17 protein-coding genes are annotated in these 19635 nt (G+C 57.6%); 11 read left to right on the top strand and 6 right to left on the bottom strand.

Annotated features, from left to right (window positions below; translation table 11 throughout):
• The first annotated feature begins 164 nt into the window (after nucleotides 1-164).
• From NKJ78_RS27850 to NKJ78_RS27815, 8 genes are all read left to right on the top strand, one after another.
• Nucleotides 165-2342, top strand: a complete 2178-nt coding sequence (locus NKJ78_RS27850; protein ID WP_352562747.1) for an ATP-grasp domain-containing protein — start codon at nucleotides 165-167, stop codon at nucleotides 2340-2342.
• A 16-nt stretch (nucleotides 2343-2358) separates the two neighbouring features.
• A complete protein-coding gene (locus NKJ78_RS27845) occupies nucleotides 2359-2811 on the top strand; it encodes a hypothetical protein (RefSeq protein WP_352460640.1) in 453 nt (150 codons plus the stop codon).
• A 73-nt stretch (nucleotides 2812-2884) separates the two neighbouring features.
• Nucleotides 2885-3982 carry a cupin-like domain-containing protein gene (locus NKJ78_RS27840; RefSeq protein ID WP_352562746.1) on the top strand — a complete coding sequence of 366 codons (1098 nt, stop codon included), beginning with the start codon at nucleotides 2885-2887 and terminating at the stop codon, nucleotides 3980-3982.
• A 496-nt stretch (nucleotides 3983-4478) separates the two neighbouring features.
• On the top strand, nucleotides 4479-4742 hold the full coding sequence (locus tag NKJ78_RS27835) for a hypothetical protein (protein WP_031208144.1): 264 nt from the start codon (nucleotides 4479-4481) through the stop codon (nucleotides 4740-4742).
• Between the two features lie 78 nt (nucleotides 4743-4820).
• Nucleotides 4821-7127, top strand: coding sequence for a CapA family protein (locus NKJ78_RS27830; protein ID WP_352460643.1), 2307 nt, complete (start codon nucleotides 4821-4823; stop codon nucleotides 7125-7127).
• 190 nt (nucleotides 7128-7317) lie between these two features.
• Nucleotides 7318-8199, top strand: coding sequence for an alpha/beta hydrolase (locus NKJ78_RS27825; RefSeq protein ID WP_352460644.1), 882 nt, complete (start codon nucleotides 7318-7320; stop codon nucleotides 8197-8199).
• Between the two features lie 182 nt (nucleotides 8200-8381).
• Nucleotides 8382-9587 (top strand): TadE/TadG family type IV pilus assembly protein, encoded by a 1206-nt coding sequence (locus tag NKJ78_RS27820; RefSeq protein WP_352460645.1) that lies wholly within the window; start codon nucleotides 8382-8384, stop codon nucleotides 9585-9587.
• A gap of 484 nt (nucleotides 9588-10071) precedes the next feature.
• Nucleotides 10072-10758 carry a hypothetical protein gene (locus tag NKJ78_RS27815; protein ID WP_352460646.1) on the top strand — a complete coding sequence of 229 codons (687 nt, stop codon included), beginning with the start codon at nucleotides 10072-10074 and terminating at the stop codon, nucleotides 10756-10758.
• Here the strand turns inward: NKJ78_RS27815 and NKJ78_RS27810 are convergent.
• Genes NKJ78_RS27810 through NKJ78_RS27785 form a run of 6 tightly spaced genes read right to left on the bottom strand, consistent with a single transcriptional unit; the run spans nucleotide 10755 to nucleotide 16259 of the window.
• Nucleotides 10755-11789 (bottom strand): phosphatase PAP2 family protein, encoded by a 1035-nt coding sequence (locus NKJ78_RS27810; protein WP_352460647.1) that lies wholly within the window; start codon nucleotides 11787-11789, stop codon nucleotides 10755-10757. The two genes, NKJ78_RS27815 and NKJ78_RS27810, sit on opposite strands and share 4 nt — an antisense overlap.
• A 25-nt stretch (nucleotides 11790-11814) precedes the next feature.
• The gene (locus NKJ78_RS27805) at nucleotides 11815-12354 is read right to left on the bottom strand and encodes a prepilin peptidase (protein WP_023673358.1); all 540 of its coding nucleotides are present in this window, start codon (nucleotides 12352-12354) and stop codon (nucleotides 11815-11817) included.
• A gap of 1 nt (nucleotide 12355) precedes the next feature.
• The gene (locus NKJ78_RS27800) at nucleotides 12356-12895 is read right to left on the bottom strand and encodes a tetratricopeptide repeat protein (RefSeq protein ID WP_352460648.1); all 540 of its coding nucleotides are present in this window, start codon (nucleotides 12893-12895) and stop codon (nucleotides 12356-12358) included.
• Nucleotides 12896-12945: 50 nt separating this feature from the next.
• Entirely contained in the window at nucleotides 12946-13896 is a 951-nt protein-coding gene (locus tag NKJ78_RS27795) for a type II secretion system F family protein (protein WP_352460669.1), read from the bottom strand.
• Between the two features lie 18 nt (nucleotides 13897-13914).
• A complete protein-coding gene (locus NKJ78_RS27790; RefSeq protein WP_352460649.1) occupies nucleotides 13915-14886 on the bottom strand; it encodes a type II secretion system F family protein in 972 nt (323 codons plus the stop codon).
• The gene (locus tag NKJ78_RS27785) at nucleotides 14886-16259 is read right to left on the bottom strand and encodes a TadA family conjugal transfer-associated ATPase (RefSeq protein WP_352460650.1); all 1374 of its coding nucleotides are present in this window, start codon (nucleotides 16257-16259) and stop codon (nucleotides 14886-14888) included. Before NKJ78_RS27785 ends, NKJ78_RS27790 begins: the two co-directional genes overlap by 1 nt.
• A 529-nt stretch (nucleotides 16260-16788) precedes the next feature.
• Between NKJ78_RS27785 and NKJ78_RS27780 the strand changes: the two genes are divergently transcribed.
• From NKJ78_RS27780 to NKJ78_RS27770, 3 genes are all read left to right on the top strand, one after another.
• Entirely contained in the window at nucleotides 16789-17001 is a 213-nt protein-coding gene (locus tag NKJ78_RS27780) for a Flp family type IVb pilin (protein WP_352460651.1), read from the top strand.
• Nucleotides 17002-17097: 96 nt separating this feature from the next.
• Entirely contained in the window at nucleotides 17098-18135 is a 1038-nt protein-coding gene (cpaB, locus tag NKJ78_RS27775) for a Flp pilus assembly protein CpaB (RefSeq protein ID WP_023673364.1), read from the top strand.
• Nucleotides 18136-18185: 50 nt separating this feature from the next.
• Entirely contained in the window at nucleotides 18186-19631 is a 1446-nt protein-coding gene (locus NKJ78_RS27770; protein ID WP_352460652.1) for a type II and III secretion system protein family protein, read from the top strand.
• The last annotated feature ends 4 nt before the right edge of the window (nucleotides 19632-19635 follow it).

Below are 19635 nucleotides of genomic sequence, written 5' to 3'. Positions count from 1 at the left end.
TCAAACTTTATCTAAGATTTATTTTCCTGTGGCTCCAACCCTCTTTTATTTTCTTGTTGCCTTAACCATTAGCTAACCATAATATAACTGAGGGTTGCGCGCAAGCGATGGAGGCAGGAACCTTTCGTAAAGCAGCCGGAAGGTTAATTCGGGGGGCAAAATGTATGGCTATAGTATGCCCAGTTGGGGAATTAAAGCCGTTTGAGATCACCGGGTTCAAGACGCTATCCGGCCTCAACGTGTATAACGCGAATACAGTTGTTAAATTGTCGCTGAATCTAGGGCAACTGGCTACTGCCCGCGTTTCCAGTTTTACTGATGAGGTCCGATTGGTGCTTTCCGGTCTCTTTCCGGAGTGCGAGCAGGATGCTTTGGTAGCTTCTTATCTTGCTGATGCGATCCTGGCCGCGGACCTCGAGCTTCGCCGCGCGATGAATTTTTATTCGTTTCCAACTGTGGCCACGTTGGTGAGCGATCCGTCCGAGAGCAATTCAGTGATCGTCTGGGAGTCGGACGACCCGCAAATGTCGCGCGCGGCCGCGTCGGCTGTCGTTGATGCGGTCAGCGAGGCAACGCGAGATGGGGATGCAACATCGAAGTATTCCCTCGCACGGGAATTGAACCTGGAAAGAGCAAAGAAACGGCGGCTTTCAAACTCGACCGCAGTGCTGGTCGCCGCCGCCAAGAGGAACCGCATCCCGTTCGAGTTTGTCGCGCGCAACCACCTTCGTCTCGGCCAAGGCAAAAACCAAAAGCAGCTCTTCTCAACGATATCCGGTTCGACATCGTTTGCGTCGGCCAAAGTGGCCCTCGACAAGAGGCTGGGCAACAGGCTTTTGGCGCAGGCCGGCTTGCCCGTACCGCGCCAGCTTACGGTTCGCAGCAAATCCGAGGCGGTCGCTGCCGCCAAGCAGCTGGGCAAATCTGTGGTGGTGAAACCCGCCCAAGGCAATCAGGGGCGCGGAGTTTCAGTCAAGCTGCGGGGACGCCGCGCTATTGAAGCCGCGTTCGACATAGCGTGCCAGGTGGCTCAGTCTGACCGGTATGGCGTGCTGGTAGAAGAGTTCATCGCCGGCCCGGAGTATCGAGCGACGATTGTTGATTTTCGTGTCGTGGCAGCAGTCCTATGTTGCCCGCCGCAGATTACCGGCGACGGCGAAAAAACGCTGCGTCATTTGATCGATGATTTGAATCGGGAACCCGACAGGGACGGCAGGCGTCTGTCGCCTCTCGAAATCGACGACGACCTGCTTAGACACCTGTCATTGCACCATCTTACGATGGAGACTATCCCGATTGCCGGGCAGCAGGTGGTTCTGCGACCAAACGGTCACCTCGCACGCGGAGGCGTACCGGTTGACGTTACAAACTCCGTCCATCCGGACAATCATAAGCTATGTGAACGTATCGCCAGGGTCATTGGGCTCAGTATTGCCGGGTTGGATCTGATCATGCCCGACATTGCGCAATCTCACAAAGATGTCGGGTGCACTGTCATCGAGGTGAACGCTAGACCAGGGATTGAGTTTCATCTTTGGCCGCGGGCCGGCACGGCAAGGGATGTGAGCGAGATAATCCTGGCCAATATGTACGACGATCCGGCTTCATCGGAAGTTGCCACGGTGCTCGTCCTTGGCGACCGGCATACCAGCATGGTGGCAAAAGCAATCCAGCACCGGTTCATGGCAGAGGGGCGGAGCATCGGCCTTTTGTCGAAGAAAGGCGCCTACATCAACACCGCACCACAAGAATTCAGCCAGCGAGCAACACCGCAAATGCTGGCCAGGGATCCTTTATTGGAAGCGCTGGTTTATGCCGCTTCTCCAGCAAGAATCTCGGAGAACGGTCTTGGTCTGGGCGCTTGCCACGCCGTGTCGGTGACGGCGACGGACGTCGAGAATTGCGAGCTTCTCAAAAACCTGGCCAAAGCAGTTTTGAACGCCGGCAACCGTGGCTGTTTTATCGTCGACAATGAGGATTTCGTATCCCGCCAGGCGTTGTCGGCGCTGCCTGTTGAAAGATTGATTCTGACAAGTGCCGAGACTGAGCTTGGCCCTGATTTGCGGCGACATCTACAACGCGGTGGATTGGCTCTATCGATGCGGTGGAGCACCGATGGGTCCGGAGCCAAGATGACGCTTGCATCGGGATCTGGCGAGCTGGTTGCGGAACCTGCCACGTTTGCGTCGCGCCCGCCGCAGCTCAAGGCTGCCATGCATGCAATGGCAATTTCGTATCTGGCAAAACGGGATGCATGGTTCGATGAGGTGGCGTCGCCACCTTCGAATCGACCTTACGCAAATGGAGTTCAGCAGCAGGCAGGAGTTTCTCTGCTGAGGTAAAAAGGGAGTAGCGTTCATGGATACTGTTTCAGCAACTGCGACACCAAATGTTTCCCAAGGCGACGCAGCAGCACTCGTCGCCTTGGCCTTGCAACGCACCAAGAACAAGGCGGGGCAGCCTAGAACCCGTGCAAGGATGTCTTACAAGACATTCAGGCGCTTGACCGGGCGTCGTATAGGGGGGGCAAAATTTGTGAGGGAGTTCACTGCGGAGATGATGAACCTGGGTTGGCTGATGGTGCGCATGCCGTCGGCCTACGGCTTCGTGCGCGCAGCCTCCCTGGACAAATGGCAGCTCACAAAATCGGATGCGGTCGCGCAGGAACTCAAGCTGATTAATGAGGGGGCAGTGGCTGAGGCGTTGGACATTGCTCGGCAGGAACTGGGTGAACCCGGTCACGTGGGCAAGTTGACAAGCGCTTATGCCGCGCCAATTCCGCGGAAAAAACTAGGCGCAATGGACAAATAGATCGATCTCGGCGGCCTTGACCACCAGAAGGCTTCTGTCGACGCAAACGGTCATCTCAACCAGGATGGAGACCATGGCAAACAAACAGACACTCCCTGAAAAAGTTCGCGAACTCCCTAAACTTAGCATGAAACCGATCGAGGAGATTGACAGCATGCAAATCTCCACCGCACTCGGGAAAAATCGGCCGTTTGTTGTACGAGGCTGGGTTAAAGCCTCCGACGGTTGGGGCTTGGACGACCCCAAATGGGCGCGGCATACCGGCCAGGTTACGCTAGTTCCAGGGGACGACACCACGGTGTCCGCTGCATCCTATGTCTTACGCAAGAGCGGGATGACTCGCGAAATGACCTTTCAAGAGTTGTTCGAGCGGATCCTAGGCCAGGGGAAATGGCAACCACTGATGGACCCCAACGAGCGCTACTACATGTTTGGTGGAAAAGTTCCCAGCAGTCTTCTGGAAGCATTGCCTTGGCCAAGCGATCTGGAGTTCATTGGCTCGTCTCCCTATGTTGCTTCCGAAGGGGTTACCGCCAAGGCACACTATGATCATTGGTATGCGTTCCTCGTGCAGCTACACGGGACAAAAGCGGTCAAAATGTTTCCCCCTTGGGACTATAGTTTCATCTATCCGGAGCATGAAAAGACGACCGACAATCCCAGGCGAGCGCTTGTGGATTTGAATAATCCCGATTTTAACCAGTTCCCCTTGCTGAAGCAACTGCATGGAGAGATTGCCGTACTGAATGCAGGTGACCTTCTGTATATGCCAGTCGATTGGTGGCATGAGGTTGAAACTGCGGGATTCTCCGTCAGCATCAACCGGCGTTTGAGACGGAGTGCGCTGGACTGGGCCGGCGCTCTGCTTATATTTGGATATTCGGTCCTGCAGGGCGCATACCGTTACGGGATCGAACCGATCCCTAGCAAAGAAATTAAGGGCCTGGCCACGCATGCCTATGATGAGTGGAAGAGCGACACCGGCAAAACGCAATACGATCAATGGTGCGGATACCTTGCCAAGTTGGGGCGGGACCAATCGAAATCGTTGCGGATCCCCGAACATTTCGGCGTCCTCATGGCGCAGTGGTTGCAGACTGAGCAAGAGCCAACGAACGCAGAGTTTAACGGGCTCTCGCATCCCACGGCTGGACTTCCTGTTCGGCAGTGACCTGCATTCCGGCTTTCGGACCATTGGGAGCTGGAAATTTCCACTGAGTTGAAAGTTTTCGGGAGTGCAGATCGCGACAGGCTGATGAGGGACGGCGGTTGCGGAGCATCGTTGGTTCACCGGACCTGAGCTCGGCCATGACCTTCGCTGCCCTCGAGCAGTGGGCGAGGCAGAGCGGGCCGCTCGACGTCTGCTATCCGCTTGTGCTATCCGCTTGGTGGCCTCGCGACCTTCGGATCGACCTCACAGGAATGGAGTTCACCGCAGGGAGGAGCTTCTCTACTGAGGTAAAAGGGAGTAGCGTTTATAGATATGTTTTTCCAACTGCCATCCACACCGACTGTTTCGCGAGTTGATGCCGCGAACTCGTGGATTTGGCCTTGCAACGCAGCAAGAGCAAGGCGGGAGCCTCGAACGAGGATGTCATACAAGAGATTCGGGCGCTTGACCGGGGACGCTTCGGTGCTGGGAGGTTCCGAGAGAATTCACCACGGAAATGATGAACCTGGGTTGGCTGATGGTCCATATGCCGTCCGGTTACGGTTTCGTACGCGCAGCCTCCCTGGACAAATGGCCGCTCACGAAATCGAACGTGGTCGCGAAGGAACTCAAGCTGATCGGTGAGGGATCGCTCGCGCAAGTGCTGGACAATGCACGGCGGGAGCTTGGCGAGGCGACCGACCCAAGCAGCGGGCGCCCTCAATGGGGCGACCCGGAAGAAGAGTGGTCCGATAGGCACGAATTGACGGAAAAGCGGTAGCGAATATCCTCAGGGCAGCGGTTACTGCTTTGCGTACGGTATGACGGCGAAAGCAGTAACCTCTACAGGGGAGTAAATATGGCGACTGGCTCTGTTTACGTCTGGGAGCCATGTGACTCCGACTTTACCGGCGGCCGCGTTCATCTGGCCGAGGTCGAATTGCCATATCTCTCGCAGCGCGCCGGAAGGCGCGGCCTGCGTGGGCGGTACGTGGACGTAATCAGCCATCCAGGCATGGAAGAGGATTGGCCGACAGGCCAGATGGGCGAAGTGTCGCCCGACGAAGACGGCAATTTTTCTTTCCAGCCGTCTGGCGGTGGCGTTTGCGGTGGGCTGGAAAGCCGCGAGGCCGACGCGGGCTTTGGCCAAGTCAACGTCTACTACCACATCTCCATGATGAGCCAGCGCATCAACGATGTGCTTCGCTCACTTGGAGTAGGCCCCCTGCCGAAAGTCAGGGCGATCGTCAATGCACGTCGGCCGAAGCAAAGGCCGGGCAGTTCTGAAGACACCGGCAGGTGGGTGCCGGTAAAAGGGGTCAGATATCGTTACCCGGCAAGAATGGAAAATCTCGATGATTTTTCAATTCCCCTCTGCGGAGAGTTGCTTTTTGGACCGGGGCATGGGGTCACCGTGGAAGGGTGGCTGCCGCGAATTTCAGGCGGCGCCTATCTCTGCGACCCATCCCACGACGCCGGCATGATATACCAGGCATTCGGGCTTCACGTCGTGCGTCATACCGCTGACGTGCAGGCCGACAGGTTGCGTACACCGCGTGCCGCGTTCAGCAGACCGGGCGCCCTGGAATATGCCGTGAGCACTTACCTGGCGGCCTCCATGCTGTCGACCCCGCACGTGTGGTGCTGGCACGCTCGTCACGATGCCGAGTTTGTGCCTGCGGGCAGCCTTGCGAATGACGCTCGCATTGACGATGACGAAGTGCAGCCGCAGGAGGCGCTGGTCGCACAAGCCGTTGCGGGGGCGATATGGGATCTGCACAAGGCATTTCTCGGGCACGAATTTGCCTGCATAGAATTGGTTGTTGGTGCCCTTTTGGAGCTTGGGCGACTTTCCGACAGCCTATTCGACCCTTCCCGCGTCAGAACGATCGCGATCAGATCATCACCACGCAGCTTTGCCTCGTGTCTGCTTCATGCGGACCGCGTGAGGTCCGGCGGCCTTTATGAGAGGCTGATCCGGGAAATCTTCGAGAAGCGCGGGATAGGCTTTAGCTCGCCTGTGACCAACATGCTGAGTGCACCTTCGGTTCTGCCTCTCTCCTCTCGTCTCAGTGGGTCTGACGAGGTTCAGCGCCATGTTGCCAAAATTCGCGAAAGGTTTGCGGAAGTCATAATTCCGGATGATGGGGATCTCATCGACCCGAACCAGCTTGAACTGATGCTCTCTTCATCCACCCGCACCCATTACCATTTGGCGGCAATCGGAGATATAATGACGGGGATGCGGATGCGGCATCGCATCCGCAGGTTCGGCCCGGACTATTGCTTCGCCTGGGTCCGCCCGATCCTCAGCCGCTGCGCTCTGATTACAGGGAACCTCGAAGGGCCGTTCTCCTCGGATTCCGAGAAGGAAGAAACCACGCGCAACCACTCTTACAAGGTCGATCCCAAGTCTGCCTCAGTCCTGCGTCGCGCCGGCTTTGCTGCGATGACTGTCGCAAACAACCACATACAGGATTGTGGTCGAGATGGTGTGATTCAGACCCTTGACACCCTGGAACAACACCATATCAGGCCGTATGGTGGCGGAAGAAACCAGAGCGTGGCGCACGATCCCGCGATCTTTGACGGCACAGATATTCGTGTCGGACTTCTCGGCTATTACTGGAATCGTCGAACGGCGGCGCATGGCGATCTCCCGGGTTCAGCACAAGATCTACCGGAACTGGTCGAGCGTGACCTTGCAAGGCTGCGGCCACTGGTCGATCGGATCGCCGTGATGGTACATTGGGGCGCACCATACCAGCGCCAACCTTCCGAGGAAGATCGCATGAAAGCACAGCTTTTCATCGATATGGGCGCAGACGCGGTTATCGGCCATCATCCACATATCCTCCAGCCGGTCGAGATTTACAAAGATCGCCCCATACTGTACAGCGTCGGCAATTTCGCCTTCGGATCGGGAAACAGCAAGGGCGAGTCTATCTTGCCGTGCTTCCACTTTGGCGCGAGCCAGATAGATTTGGATATATACCCAGTTTACGTTCAAAACAGAGATCCGCGCCTCGACTACCAGCCAAAAATAATGGGAGGGGCGGCCGGGCGGGCGACGATCGATCGGCTGCTCGATTTGTCGCCTGGATTGGGCGGTGCAATAGCCGATGTCCAGGACAGATGCGTCAAATTGTCTATCCCGTCGCGCTGAGATGATCGGACCGCCCTCGTTAGAGCCAAGTCGTCTCTCTCCAACCAGGCATATCGAGTCGGGAAAGCAGTCCTTCGATAAGCACCAGTCCCTATAATGAAACGAAGTCTTTACCGCCCGGGCGGTTTTGATTTGTTTAGAAGTCTCTAATGAAATATGGCATCATGCCAATCGTCATAAGGAGGGGCAGGTGCGATTTCCAATCCGTCTGTTGATTGCGGCGGTGATGGCCTGCGGCCTGGTCTACTCAGGCCCAGTGCTTGCCTGGAAGGTGGGCAACGGTACGACCACAGCAACCATCAACGGGACGAAGCTGACCGTCTATACCTATCACCCCAAGAGCTGCAGCAACCCCGCGATTCTATTCGTCTTCCATGGGTTGAGCCGAACGGCGTCTTCCTACAGGGATTATGCGCAGTCTCTCGCGGATCGAAACTGCCTGATCGTCATGGCGCCGCTCTTTGACTTGGAAAGGTTCCCAAGCTGGAGCTATCAACGCGGGGGGATCGTCAACAGCGGCGCTATTCAGCCACGAGATCGATGGACCGTCTGGTATGTGAAGGGCCTGGTGAACTGGGCGAGGTCACGAGAGGGGTTGCCGAACGCGCAGTATTACCTTTTCGGGCACTCCGCCGGCGGCCAATTCACGTCTCGCGTCGCGGCATTCGCCTTGGCCGACGCGAAAAGATTGGTGGTTGCCAATCCATCCTCATATGTTCTGCCCTCGCTGGCGGAATCCGTGGCCTATGGGCTCGGCTGCGTCTCGTCGGGATGTGTCTATACGCCGGATCAAGCCACCCAGGAGATGAAAGCGTATCTGGCTTTGCCGCTGACGATCTATCTCGGAGAGGAGGATACAGGCGATGCAGAGTTGAACGAAGGCGCGGCCGCTATGCGCCAGGGGGCGACACGCCTGGAACGGGGCCAGTACACATACGAGTTAGCGCAAGCTGTCGCGACCGCCAACGGGTGGCCCTTTAACTGGCGTCTTGTGATCTTGCCGGGCGTCGGGCATTCGGCAAGTGATATGTTGGGTTCGGATCAGGCAGCGAACGCATTCGGACTCAAATAGCGGGATCTGCGGTCCTGTAGCTCGGCAAGATGTAGATACCTCGATGAGCGAGATAGCCTAGCGCGAGTCGCTTGGCCAAAGTTTGCGCAGCCTGCAGCGGCATGCAATTTAGTTAGGACATTCTAATTTAGTAAAGTTTAAACCCGATTCGATCTAGGCTGCTTCTCTGCGAGGGCATCTCAATGCGAAAGCTGAAGGACCTGCTGCTCGATAGTAGCGGAAACTTTGCCGTGGCAGCGGCGTTGGTGGCGCTACCGCTATGCTTGGTCTTGGGCGTGGCCATTGACCTTACCAGTGCCGTCACCTGGAAGTCCAGACTGCAAGAGTTGGCCGATTCAGCGGCTCTGGCAGCTATAGAGAGCGACGGTGGAGACGAGGAAGCCGTCGCGGCCGCCAAGAACATTGCGCTTGGCAACGGCTCTTTTGCGGTCGGCGCGGTGGTTGAAGTCGACATCACAACGCCCACTCCCGTGTCGCGGGAGGCAGCAGTTGAAATCACCGCCTCAATGCCGACGGACTTTATGAACCTTGCCGGCATTCGGGCGATCAGCCTTCACGTCACGGCAAAGGCACGAAAGGCGCCCCCGGAATACTGCATCTATGCTCTCGATCCAGAGTCAACCGGAGCGCTGAGTGTGACCGGGTTAGGAAAGGTGTCGGTGCCAAATTGTGGCATTCAGGTAAATTCTTCCAGCCCCGAAGCACTGAGACACGTTGGGGCCGGCAAAATCGCCGCGACAAAAATCTCGGTAGTCGGCAATTACCAAGGCGGCGGATACAGTGTTTCCCCGAAGACGAACCAGCCCTTCCTCGCCGACCCACTTGTCACCACACCAGAACCGGTTCCCCCGACCGGTTGCGACTACAGCAACCAGGCGCTCTCGGATGTCACCATTCCGGCCGGGCGGGTGTTCTGCGGAAGCATCGACTTCGGTGGAAAAATTGTGCTTTCCCCAGGCGTTCACTACTTTCACAATGCGATAGTCGGCATCAGCAACAATGCGAAAATCACAGGCAAGGAAGTCACCATATTCGTCGATTCCAAGTCCAGCATCATACAGGCAGGTGGTAACGGCGCCATGAAACTTTCCGCTCCTACAAGCGGCGTTTATACCGGCATTGCCATCTTCGGGTCGCGTACCGCCTTGCCATTGTTGCCGACTATATCGCTTGCAATAAATAACAGTTACTCTGTAAACGGTACAATATACTCGCCAATGCACCACCTTAAGATGAAAGGGACCAATGAAAAGAAGTTGTCTACCGGCCTGGGATGGATTGTTGCTTGGCAATTCTCTTACAATGGAGATTCGAGCGTCAACCTGGATGGCTACAGCGGCACCCCACCAAAGGGTCTCGGAGACGCAGCAATCGCGTTGCTGCAATAGATGGAGACGGTACCCGCTTCGTGGCTTCGAAGGTGCCCTTCCGGCTGAGTTAGCGAACTCTCAAACGCAGTCCTTAACGGGATGCGACCACGCTTCTAAAGTCACCGTCGCGGGGTGACCGTCGTTTTCACCGATCTACGCGCCTTTACAGTATTCGCCGAGACTGCGAACCCAGCGAGGTGCAGCAAGCTGGCGATGGTATTTGCAAAGACCTCTAGCCCATCGGTGCTCCAAGACGGCCATCGGTCTCTCCTTTCTGGCCATCGTAGTAGTTGCTTCTTAACCAAGTCGAGCGCATCCTCTCTCCCGGCTTGAGGAGCGATTTCCGCGTGGGCTTTTTGAGAATGCTTCTGATTTGCGCGATTGCGAGCGCCGGTGCCGGTGGGTTCGTCACCGTTGTCCAATACTTGATGTTTACCCCACCGGCTCCGGTCGCGGCCGACGCTCCGGTCCTTCTGAAGAAGGCCCCCCCAAAGAAGCGAATATGGCGGCGAGCGCTGACCTAACTTCCGCACCGAGGATAGGGCTATCGGCAAAACTGGCGATCTTCGGCCTTTGCTATGCTGGTGTGGCGGCTAGCCTTTTCCCTGAAACCTACCTCGCGGCACTGGGAACGCAGCGGCTGCTAATCCTCTATTTCCTGCTGCGCTTCATCATCCTGCTCGGGATCGGCATCGCGGCACCATTCAGCGACCGACGAGCCCCGGCAACTTGGTTCCTCGCGAAAATCAGCTCCCGCTGGCGCAGCGCGACCCTCACCCTTGGCATCTTCATTCTCTGCCTGGCCGCCTTCACCACCTACAAGTATGAGCTTGCGCAGATGGTGCCGTTCTTCGCCGACCGGCAGCTTGCCGAGATCGATGCGGCACTGCATTTCGGGCATGTCTGGAATTGGGCGCGCTCGGTTCCCTTGCCAGGTGTTGTCGATCACATCCTCTATGTCCTCTACGCCCAATTGTGGTTCGTGGCCGTCGCCTTCGTGGTCGTCTCAGCCGCATGGATTGATGACGTCGCCAAGCGCCAGCGATACTTCCTGTCGCTCTCTGCGACCGCGGTCATCCTCGGCATCTTTGTGCGGATAGTAGGATCATCCGCAGGGCATAGCCGTGTACAATCGCGGTACAAGCAAGCTCAGTTTATTTCGACCCGACGATATTTCATACCGATTTAAAGGCCAGGCTGGGCGTTCGACAGTCGTCTTGAAAGCGCCCAGATGATTGGCGTCATCAGCATGGAAGCGTATCCATCGACCGCATAGTGCCAGGCCAAGTGCACCGAGCCCAGCTGGATTGCGGCCAGAAACGCAATGCTGGCCCAGCGGAGCAAACGCCCGAAACGCCAGAGATAAATCGCGTTCAGGGTCGAGACAGCCACGTGCAAGGACGGAAAGGCTGAAATGCCGCTGCCCAAGCGTGGACCATCAAACCCGGCATCGACCAGCAGATAATTTTGCGTAGCCAGCGCCGAGACGGGATAGGTCAAATTGGTCGACTGAAGGTAGTCCATCAGGGGAGAAAACGTACCATCGCCGTAAAAGGGCATAAAGAATGCCGGCCCAACTGAAGCGAAGGCTGCCGCCAAAACATTACCTATCAACACCCAGGTAAGGACAAACGCGACCAGAAACTGGGAACGCAGCCGTCCATTCCTCGCCGAAAAAGCGACGCAAAACAAAACGATGAAAACCTCGGCAAACCAGAGATTGTAAAGAACGTTCAGCGTAAAGGTGAGAGGGCCAAAGCCAAGCACAGGATGAAAAAAACTCCATGCATCGACCCCGCCATGAATTGCCCTGTCGATCGCCACCAGGGGCGTGTCGGCATAGAATGGTTGAATCTTGCTGAGTCCTCCCTTGATGCTGGTGAACATCGAGAAAAAGAGCGGGATGACGAGCGCAACCGGCAGTCCGGCTGCAATTCGATCCGGCAGGTTGTTGGCCAGCATGAGATCCTTCATGGCACGTAACGGTTGCTCCGGCCGTTGAATAGTCAACCGAACCAGGACTACAGCGAGAAGGATCAGGGTTACGGCTGCCCCAAAAAATAAGAAATTCTTATTATATATTTTCAAGTTTATGACGATGTTCCAATGCGCCGCAGCAATAAGCGCCAGTAGAATATAGGCGAATACCGTCACGAAAAATGGCTGATTAGCGCGCCACGCCTCCGAAGTGGTACGGATCGCCAGCCGCGCTATCGACATGGAAGAAAATCTCCGGAACCAAGCGCTAGTTAAGCTGCCGCAGTATCCCAGAACTGCCCACCAGCGCCAGAGTGGCATAGATTTGGAACGCTATCGTGCAGATCGCAGCAGCTGAAATCGGCACGCCAAAAGGCACGACGCCCTTGCGGTCCAAGTGCTGTATATAGACCCGAAACGCGCCTGCCGGCAGCATGAAAGGGTTTTTCATGATGGCCACGGTGGCGACGGCGAAAACCAATAGCAGCACCGAGAACAGGGCGAGACCGTTTCCACCGGTCAGAAACGGAACGACCGCCATCAGCTTGACGTCGCCGGCTCCGACCTTGCGCAAAATCCAGAACGGAAAGAGCGCGACGAACAGCACAAATCCGGCGATTGCGCTCAATCCCATATCCCACCACGATCCGCTTGCTATGGAAACAAGCTGAAGCGATCCCAGCCCGAGACACAAGAGCAGCAGCACATCACGGTTGGATATCTTCTGGGCCGAGAAGTCTATCCAGGCGACCCATGCCAGCAGAGGGATCACAAGCGCCTTTATCGACAGCGACGCGGCAAACAACATCCTACCGCTCGATGTTCTGCACGCTGGACGATAGCAGCTTCAGATTGTTGACCACGGTCGGATCATTGGGCGCCAGTTCATAGGCCTTGAGGAAATTGCTGCGCGCGTCCTGCAGCTTGCCGCGCAACAGATAGGAATAGCCGACATTGTTGTAATATTCGGGGGTCGCACCCGACAGCTTGAAGGCCCGGCCATAGGCCCGATCGGCAAGGTCGAAGCGATGGATCCGGTCGCAGGAGGCGGCCAGTCCCATCCAGGCGCCGCCATCATTTGGGGCAAGCTGCGTCGCCTTGAAGAACAGTGCGCCGGCATTGCCGTAATTTTCTGCACGAAACTGGTTCTTGGCCTCCGCGACGGCCTGGTCCGAGGCGTAGTATTCAACATCGCCGACCGTCTTCAACCCGTCGAACGCATCGCCAAAGGACGTTACGTCGCCTTTCGACGGCTCGTTGGTTCGAACGACGCCGTCCGCTCCGTTCGTCTGGCAGCCGGCGAGTGCCGCCATGAACAGGCAGGCCACCACTGCAATTGGCCTTTTCATACAATCTCCCCGAGTCCCCGACCGATATTAGGAACAGAGCATATAGGCAACTAGAAGAAAATGCCCTTCATGCGAATGACCACCGGCAGCATGATTACCATCATCACCACCGGAAAGATGCAGAGCCCCAACGGAATCATCATTTTGACGGGCAAGGCGTTGGCGCGCTCTTCCGCCTGCAGAATCCTCTGGCTGCGCATCTCCGCGCTGTAGACACGCAAGGCGTCAGTCAGGCTGGTGCCCAGTTCTTCCGACTGCCGGAACAGCACGGCCAGCGCCCGCGCCTCGTCAAGGCCAATGCGGTCAGACAGTTCGCGAAGCCCTTCCCGAAGTGGCTTGCCGGCGCGCAGTTGCAGAGTCATGATCGTGAGCTGAATTCCCAGCCATTTGTGCGTGGCCGCAAGTTCCTGGCTTACCCGTTCGACCGCGGCCTCGAGGCTCATACCGGCGTCGGCGCATGTGATCATCATATCCATGAAATCAGGGAAGGCGCGACGATAGATCTGCTTCTGTGCATTCTCGAACCGGTCCAGCATGATGCTGGGAATGACAATGCAGGCTAACCCAAACAAGGCCGAGCCGCCGAACGTTACGAATCCCGGCAGCCGTGGCGGCAGCACCCACGACAGCAGGGCATACATGGCCAGAAACCCTATACAAACGGCGCCGAGGCGGCAAACCGTGTAGACGAGAGGTGCACCCGCTCGATAAAATCCAGCGCGGAAGAGTTTCGCCTCCAGAGCATTGGGCTCGGTGCGTTCTTTCTCGATCGACCTGAAGTAAGCGTCGACCGGCTTCTGCGCCGCGATCTTGGCGAGGCGCTCCCGTCCCAGGATCGATCGCGGATCGACAGAGCCTTCGCCCAAAAGGCTGTCCGCGACCAGCTTTCGCGTTTGCAGTGCCGGCAGGAATACCAAGGCCGCAAACAGGAACAGCGCCACCGCCGACGCGAAGACCGCGATCGATACGAAAAAGGTCAGGTCGTCGGTGTTCGAAAACAGGTTTATGACTGGCTCCTGTCAGAAATCGAAATGAACCATTCGATACATGATGTAGTCTCCCAACAGGGCCCAGCTGCCGAAGATGACGAATGCAGGCGTAATGAGAGGACTGTTCCAGACCTTGCCGTAGTAGCCGGGCGCGGTGACCCAGAGCAGCCCAAACATGACGAGCGGAAACAAGGAAATGATCCAGGCCGACGCCCGGCCCTCGGCCGACAATGCCCTGATCTTCAGCCGCAGTTTCTGACGTTCCCGCAACACGGTCGAGAGATTCGCGAGGATTTCGGTAAGATTGCCGCCGGTCCTCGCCTGAATCGAAAGCGACACCGATAGCAAATTGAGTCCCTCGAAGCCGACCCGTTCCGTTAATTTCCGCACGGCCTGCTCCATGCTGAGTCCGAAAGTGATCTCGTCGGCGACGATGCCGAATTCCGTGCCAAGCGGGTCAGGTATCTCGCGGGCGACTAGACCTATCGCAACTGACGCAGGATGGCCTGCGCGCAATGAACGAACGATCATGTCCAGAGCATCGGGCAATTGCCTGGCGAATTTCTGAATCCGTTTGTTACGTGCCCGGCGCAAAACAAGAACAGGCAAGGCAAAGCCCACCACGAGAAAGATGATGAAGGCTAGCGGCGCTGCAACGTGCAGGAAAAGCCAGAGCAGCAAAGCCGACGCCAGGCCGGCCAGGAAAAACGACGCTGCGAAGGTCATCGGGTTTCCGGTGATGCCGGACTGGGTATAAAGCCTGTTCAGCGAGACAAAGCCGAAGATAAAATCTCCTGAATCCGTCAGGCCGCGTTCTCGCAGCAAACCTTGCAAGGTTTTTTCCGCGGGCGCCTCATCAGCGAGACGACGGAGCCGGTGGTTCACTGCCACGAGTCGGGAGCGGCGACCGGCCAGCGAAAGGTAAAGGGCTTCGCCGGCAAGGATCACCGAGGCTGCCGCGAGCATGTAGATGAAATAAAGCAGCGCCTGTCCGGTAAGCATCAGAGGGCGACCTGCGGGTTGAAGGCATCCTTGGCGAAATGGAGCCCCAGCGTTGCGGCCTCTGGCGCGAAGCGTGGACGGATACCGGTGGCGCGAAACTCGCCGATGATCGTTCCATCCGCGGCTACATCGCGCCTCACGAAGTTATAGATTTCCTGCAGTTGGACGACGTTGCCTTCCATGCCGGTAATCTCGGAAATCGACGTTACACGCCTGCCGCCATCGGCGAGCCGCTGCGTCTGCACGATGATATCGATGGCTGAGGCAATCTGCGCCCGGATGGATTCGTGCGTCATCGGCATGCCGGCCATGCCGACCATCTGCTCCAGACGAGAAATAGCGTCGCGAGGCGTGTTGGCATGGATAGTGGTCATCGACCCCTCATGGCCGGTGTTCATGGCCTGCAGCATGTCAAAGGCCTCCTCGCCGCGAACCTCTCCGACGATGATGCGGTCCGGCCGCATGCGAAGCGCATTCTTCAGCAGTTCGCGTTGGCGAACCTCGCCTCTGCCCTCGACATTCGGTGGCCGCGTCTCCAGACGACCGACATGCGGCTGCTGCAATTGCAGTTCCGCCGCGTCCTCGATGGTGATCAGGCGCTCCCTGGCCGGGATGTAGCTCGACAGGGCATTGAGCAAGGTCGTCTTGCCGCTACCGGTGCCGCCCGAAACCAGGATCGACTTGCGCGCTTGCACCGCGATCCGCAGCAGCTCGATCATTGGCGGGCGAATCGAATTGAACGTCATCAGGCGCTCGAGCGAATATGGATTCTTGGAGAATTTGCGGATCGACACCAGCGGGCCGTCCACGGAAATCGGTCGCACCGCAATATTGACGCGCGAGCCGTCCGCCAAGCGGGCGTCGACCATAGGCGCGGACTCATCGACGCGCCGACCGATAGCCGAGACGATCTTGTTGATGACACGCAACAGATGCGCCTCGTCGCGGAAACGGATAGCCGTCTCCTCGATCACGCCGCGCCGCTCGATGAACACGCGCTCATGCGTGTTGATGAGGATGTCGGTGATGGAGTCGTCCTTGAGCAGCGGTTCGATCGGCCCGAGACCGAGCATCTCGTCAGCGGTGTCGCTGGTCAGCTGATCCAGCTCGCGGGCGTTTAGCGGCACGGCACGAGTGCGAACGAACTCGCGCACGATCGGACGAATCTCGTTGAGGATCTGATCCTTGGAGGCTGTTTCAAGAGCGGACAGATTGAACCTGTCAATCAGATGTCGATGCAGCTCGACCTTGAGCGTCAGAAAATCATCGCCATGCGGTTCAACTTCAAGCGGCGGGGCTGGTGCCGATACGCTTGCTAGCACCGGCACTTGTGCCTGCGGTTCACTCGGTCCCTTGTTAAACCGCCCCAGCATAATCCCTTATACCCCCGCTAGCCCCTTATTAGCGGAAACTAAACGTTAACCAAGCGAGGCACAAGCGCTGGAGGGTCTCACGTCGGGCCAATGCTTTCAACATAGTTAAAGAGGACGCCAGAAAAAAATCGTTTTATTTCGACTCGCGCGCTTAACCCTCTGCCCCAACTTCCACCTCACGGGACCTTTCACGCCGAAACAAATGAGATGCGGGTGAAAAATCTCCGTAAACCCTTAGATATAAAGGAATATGCAGGTATGCTAATACTGCTATCGTTTTGCCTTGCTGCGGCCAAATTGTGAACGAATGGTTAAGGAGGATTGAAAAATAAGCAGAATCAAGCTCTTGTAAGAATTCAAGTCGCCCTTGAACTCGCGAGCATAGGTATTGGAAGGTTAAGGAATTGTTAATCCCGTTTGACTCTGCTTTTTCGCGAGCCTTAGGATTGAGGTGACGGGGGATGCTTGGGTATGGAGTTCATCCTTGGCTCTGTCTCGTCGGGTTCAACTCCAAAGGGGAGAAATTGACATGAAGAAGCTCATGACGATGACCCGGCAGTTCCGCGACGACGAAAACGGCGCTGCTATGGTCGAATATTCTATCCTGATCGGCATCATCGCGGTGACCGCGATCGGATTCATTATCGGTATCGGCATGTGGGTCACGGGCCGGTTTACTGATCTTTGCACCGCTTTGAACGGCCAGGGCGGCGGCACTTGCGCCAGCGGTGCCGGTTCTTGATCGTTTGATCGGCATCAGGCCCGGGTTGTCCAAACCCGGGCCTGACATCAGTCGTGGCGGGCGAATTCCCGCTCTATTGGCTGGGGGCTTGGGGTTATGCGCGCCAACACACTAATTATGATAGTCCTCGCCGGCGTCTTCGGAGTGCTGGCGGTCGTGCTGATCAACATCTGGCTCGCTGGCCAGCGTAGTGCTTTGGCTCAATCAAACGGCAAAGGCAATACGATCGTTGTCGCGGCACTGCCGCTGAAGTTCGGCGACACATTGAGCGCCGACAAGTTGCATGAGATCGCTTGGCCCGCGGGCGCAGTCCCGGCTGGAGCGTTCAAGACCACCAAGGAAGCCTTGGCCGGCAGTGGCGCAAGGCAGGCGCTGCAAGCGATCAGCACCAATGAGCCGATCCTCGGCAGCAAGATTACCGGTCCAGGCCAGCGCGCCACACTTTCGGCGGTGCTGGGTGAAGGCATGAAGGCCGTATCCATCCGCGTCAACGACGTGCTTGGCGTTGCCGGCTTCGTCTTCCCGGGCGACCGGGTTGATGTGCTGCTGACGCGCTCGGTGCGTGGCGATGACGGTGCGGACAAGAGTTTTGTCGACGTTCTGCTGCAGAGCATGAAAGTGCTCGCCGTCGACCAGGTCGCTGACGTAAGCAAGGACAACCCCACGGTTGTGAAGTCGGTGACGCTTGAAGCCACCACAAAGGACGCGCAGAAACTGACGCTGGCCGCCGGTGCGGGGCAGTTGTCTCTTGCACTGCGCCAGGCTGCCGCCAACAAGGGCGAGACAACCGAACGAGTCACGCTTTCCGACCTGAATGGCGAGACGCCGGACGATGTCGCAAAGAGGCAGGCCGAACTGGACAAGCAGGCCGCAGCCGACGCCGCAGCCGCAGCCGAACGCCAGCGCGCAGCTGACAAGATCGCCGGATTGGAAAAGGCCGTGGACAGGGTGGGAAGCCAGCTCGACGAGCTGAGCAAGGTCAAGCCGGTGCCGGCCGTGGTGACGGCACCCGCATCAAAAGAAGTCGTCAAGGAAGTTATCAAGTATTTGGAGCCGGAACCGCCGAAGAATGTTACAGTGGGCGTCTTTCGCGGCGTGAAGCTTGAATCCTATGACGTGCCGCGACAACCATAAAGGGATGCGGCGAAGCGGGTCAGCCGGCGGCAGCAGTTTGGGAGATGGGGATGCAGGGGTTTTGGATGAGGGTAGCGGCGGCCGCACTGTCCTGTTTGGCTGCGCTGCTGACGTCGATTGCGGCGGCTGAAGCAGCCGACCGGTTCATCGACGTATCGAACCCGAGCGTCCATCGCATCTTCCTGCCTATGTCGCAGTCGGTGACGCTCCAGGTGAGCGCCAATCTCGGCGACATCGTTGTCGGCGACGAGAAGATCGCCGATGCCCAGCCCATGACCGACCGAACGCTTTATGTCATCGGCAAGAGCGCCGGCACCACCACGGTCAATCTCTTCTCCCCGGAAAAGCGTTCGCTGGGCGTCATCCAGATCGAAGTCGGTGTCGACGTCAGCGACATGGCGCAGGCGATCCGCCAGGTGGCGCCCAGGGCGCGCATCGAAATCGGTTCGATCAACGGCAAGGTCAGGCTCGGCGGCCACGTCAAGGATGGCGCGACGCTGGCATCGATCCTGGAGGTGGCGCAGCAATATGGCCCCGACGCCATCATAAATTCCGTCATTGTCGACGACAGCCAGCAGGTCAATCTCGAGGTGCGCGTGCTGGAAGCCAAGCGTAATGCCGGCCGCGACCTCGGTGTGTCGATCAAGAGCACAAATCGCAGCGGCACAACCCGTACAGGCACGGGCGTTGCAGCCGCCGACGAAGATGGCGTGGTGCTTGGCCCGGGCGATCTGCTCAGCGGCCTCTTGTCGGGCAGCAATCCATTTGCGGCTTTGATCACCCGGGTTATCGACAGCAATATCAAGGTCGACCTGATTATCGAAGCACTCGAGGCCAAGGGTGTGGTACGCACGCTGGCTGAGCCCAACCTGACGACGCTTTCGGGCGAGCCGGCCAGCTTCAACGCCGGCGGCGAAGTGCCCATCCGTGTCATCGGCACCGATGGCCAGATAACCATCACGTACAAGCAGTTCGGCGTCAATCTGCGGTTCACGCCGGTCGTACTCGACGACGGCAAGATCCATATGAAACTGGCGCCGGAGGTCAGCGACCTCACCGGCTTCACCACCGCCGGCGACCCGATCTTCACCAACCGCAAGCTTGATACCGTCGTCGAATTACGCGACGGCCAGAGCTTCGCGGTCGGCGGGCTGTTGTCCAGCAAGACCACCAAGCTGCAGAAGCAGGTGCCATGGCTCGGTCAGGTGCCCGTCATCGGGACGTTGTTCCGAAATTCGAGCAACCAGAAGGAAGAGACCGAACTGGTCGTCATCGTCACGCCGCATATCGTCCGGCCGGTGAAACCCGGCGAGCAACTGGCGACCCCGTTCGACAAGACACGGCCGGCCAACGATCCGGAATTCTTCGTGCTCGGTCAGCTCGAGGTGAACAAGGACATGATCCGAAAATACGAAACGGGCGACGGCGTGACTGGCCCCTATGGCCACATGCTGGACTTCAAATCGAAGGACAAGATGCTCTATGTCAAGAAATAGCGCC

Source organism: Mesorhizobium sp. M0037, from assembly GCF_040323635.1.
In the GTDB taxonomy this organism is placed as follows: domain Bacteria; phylum Pseudomonadota; class Alphaproteobacteria; order Rhizobiales; family Rhizobiaceae; genus Mesorhizobium.
The sequence above is the reverse complement of the archived record's forward strand: the minus strand, read 5'-3'. Positions and strand labels throughout refer to the sequence as shown.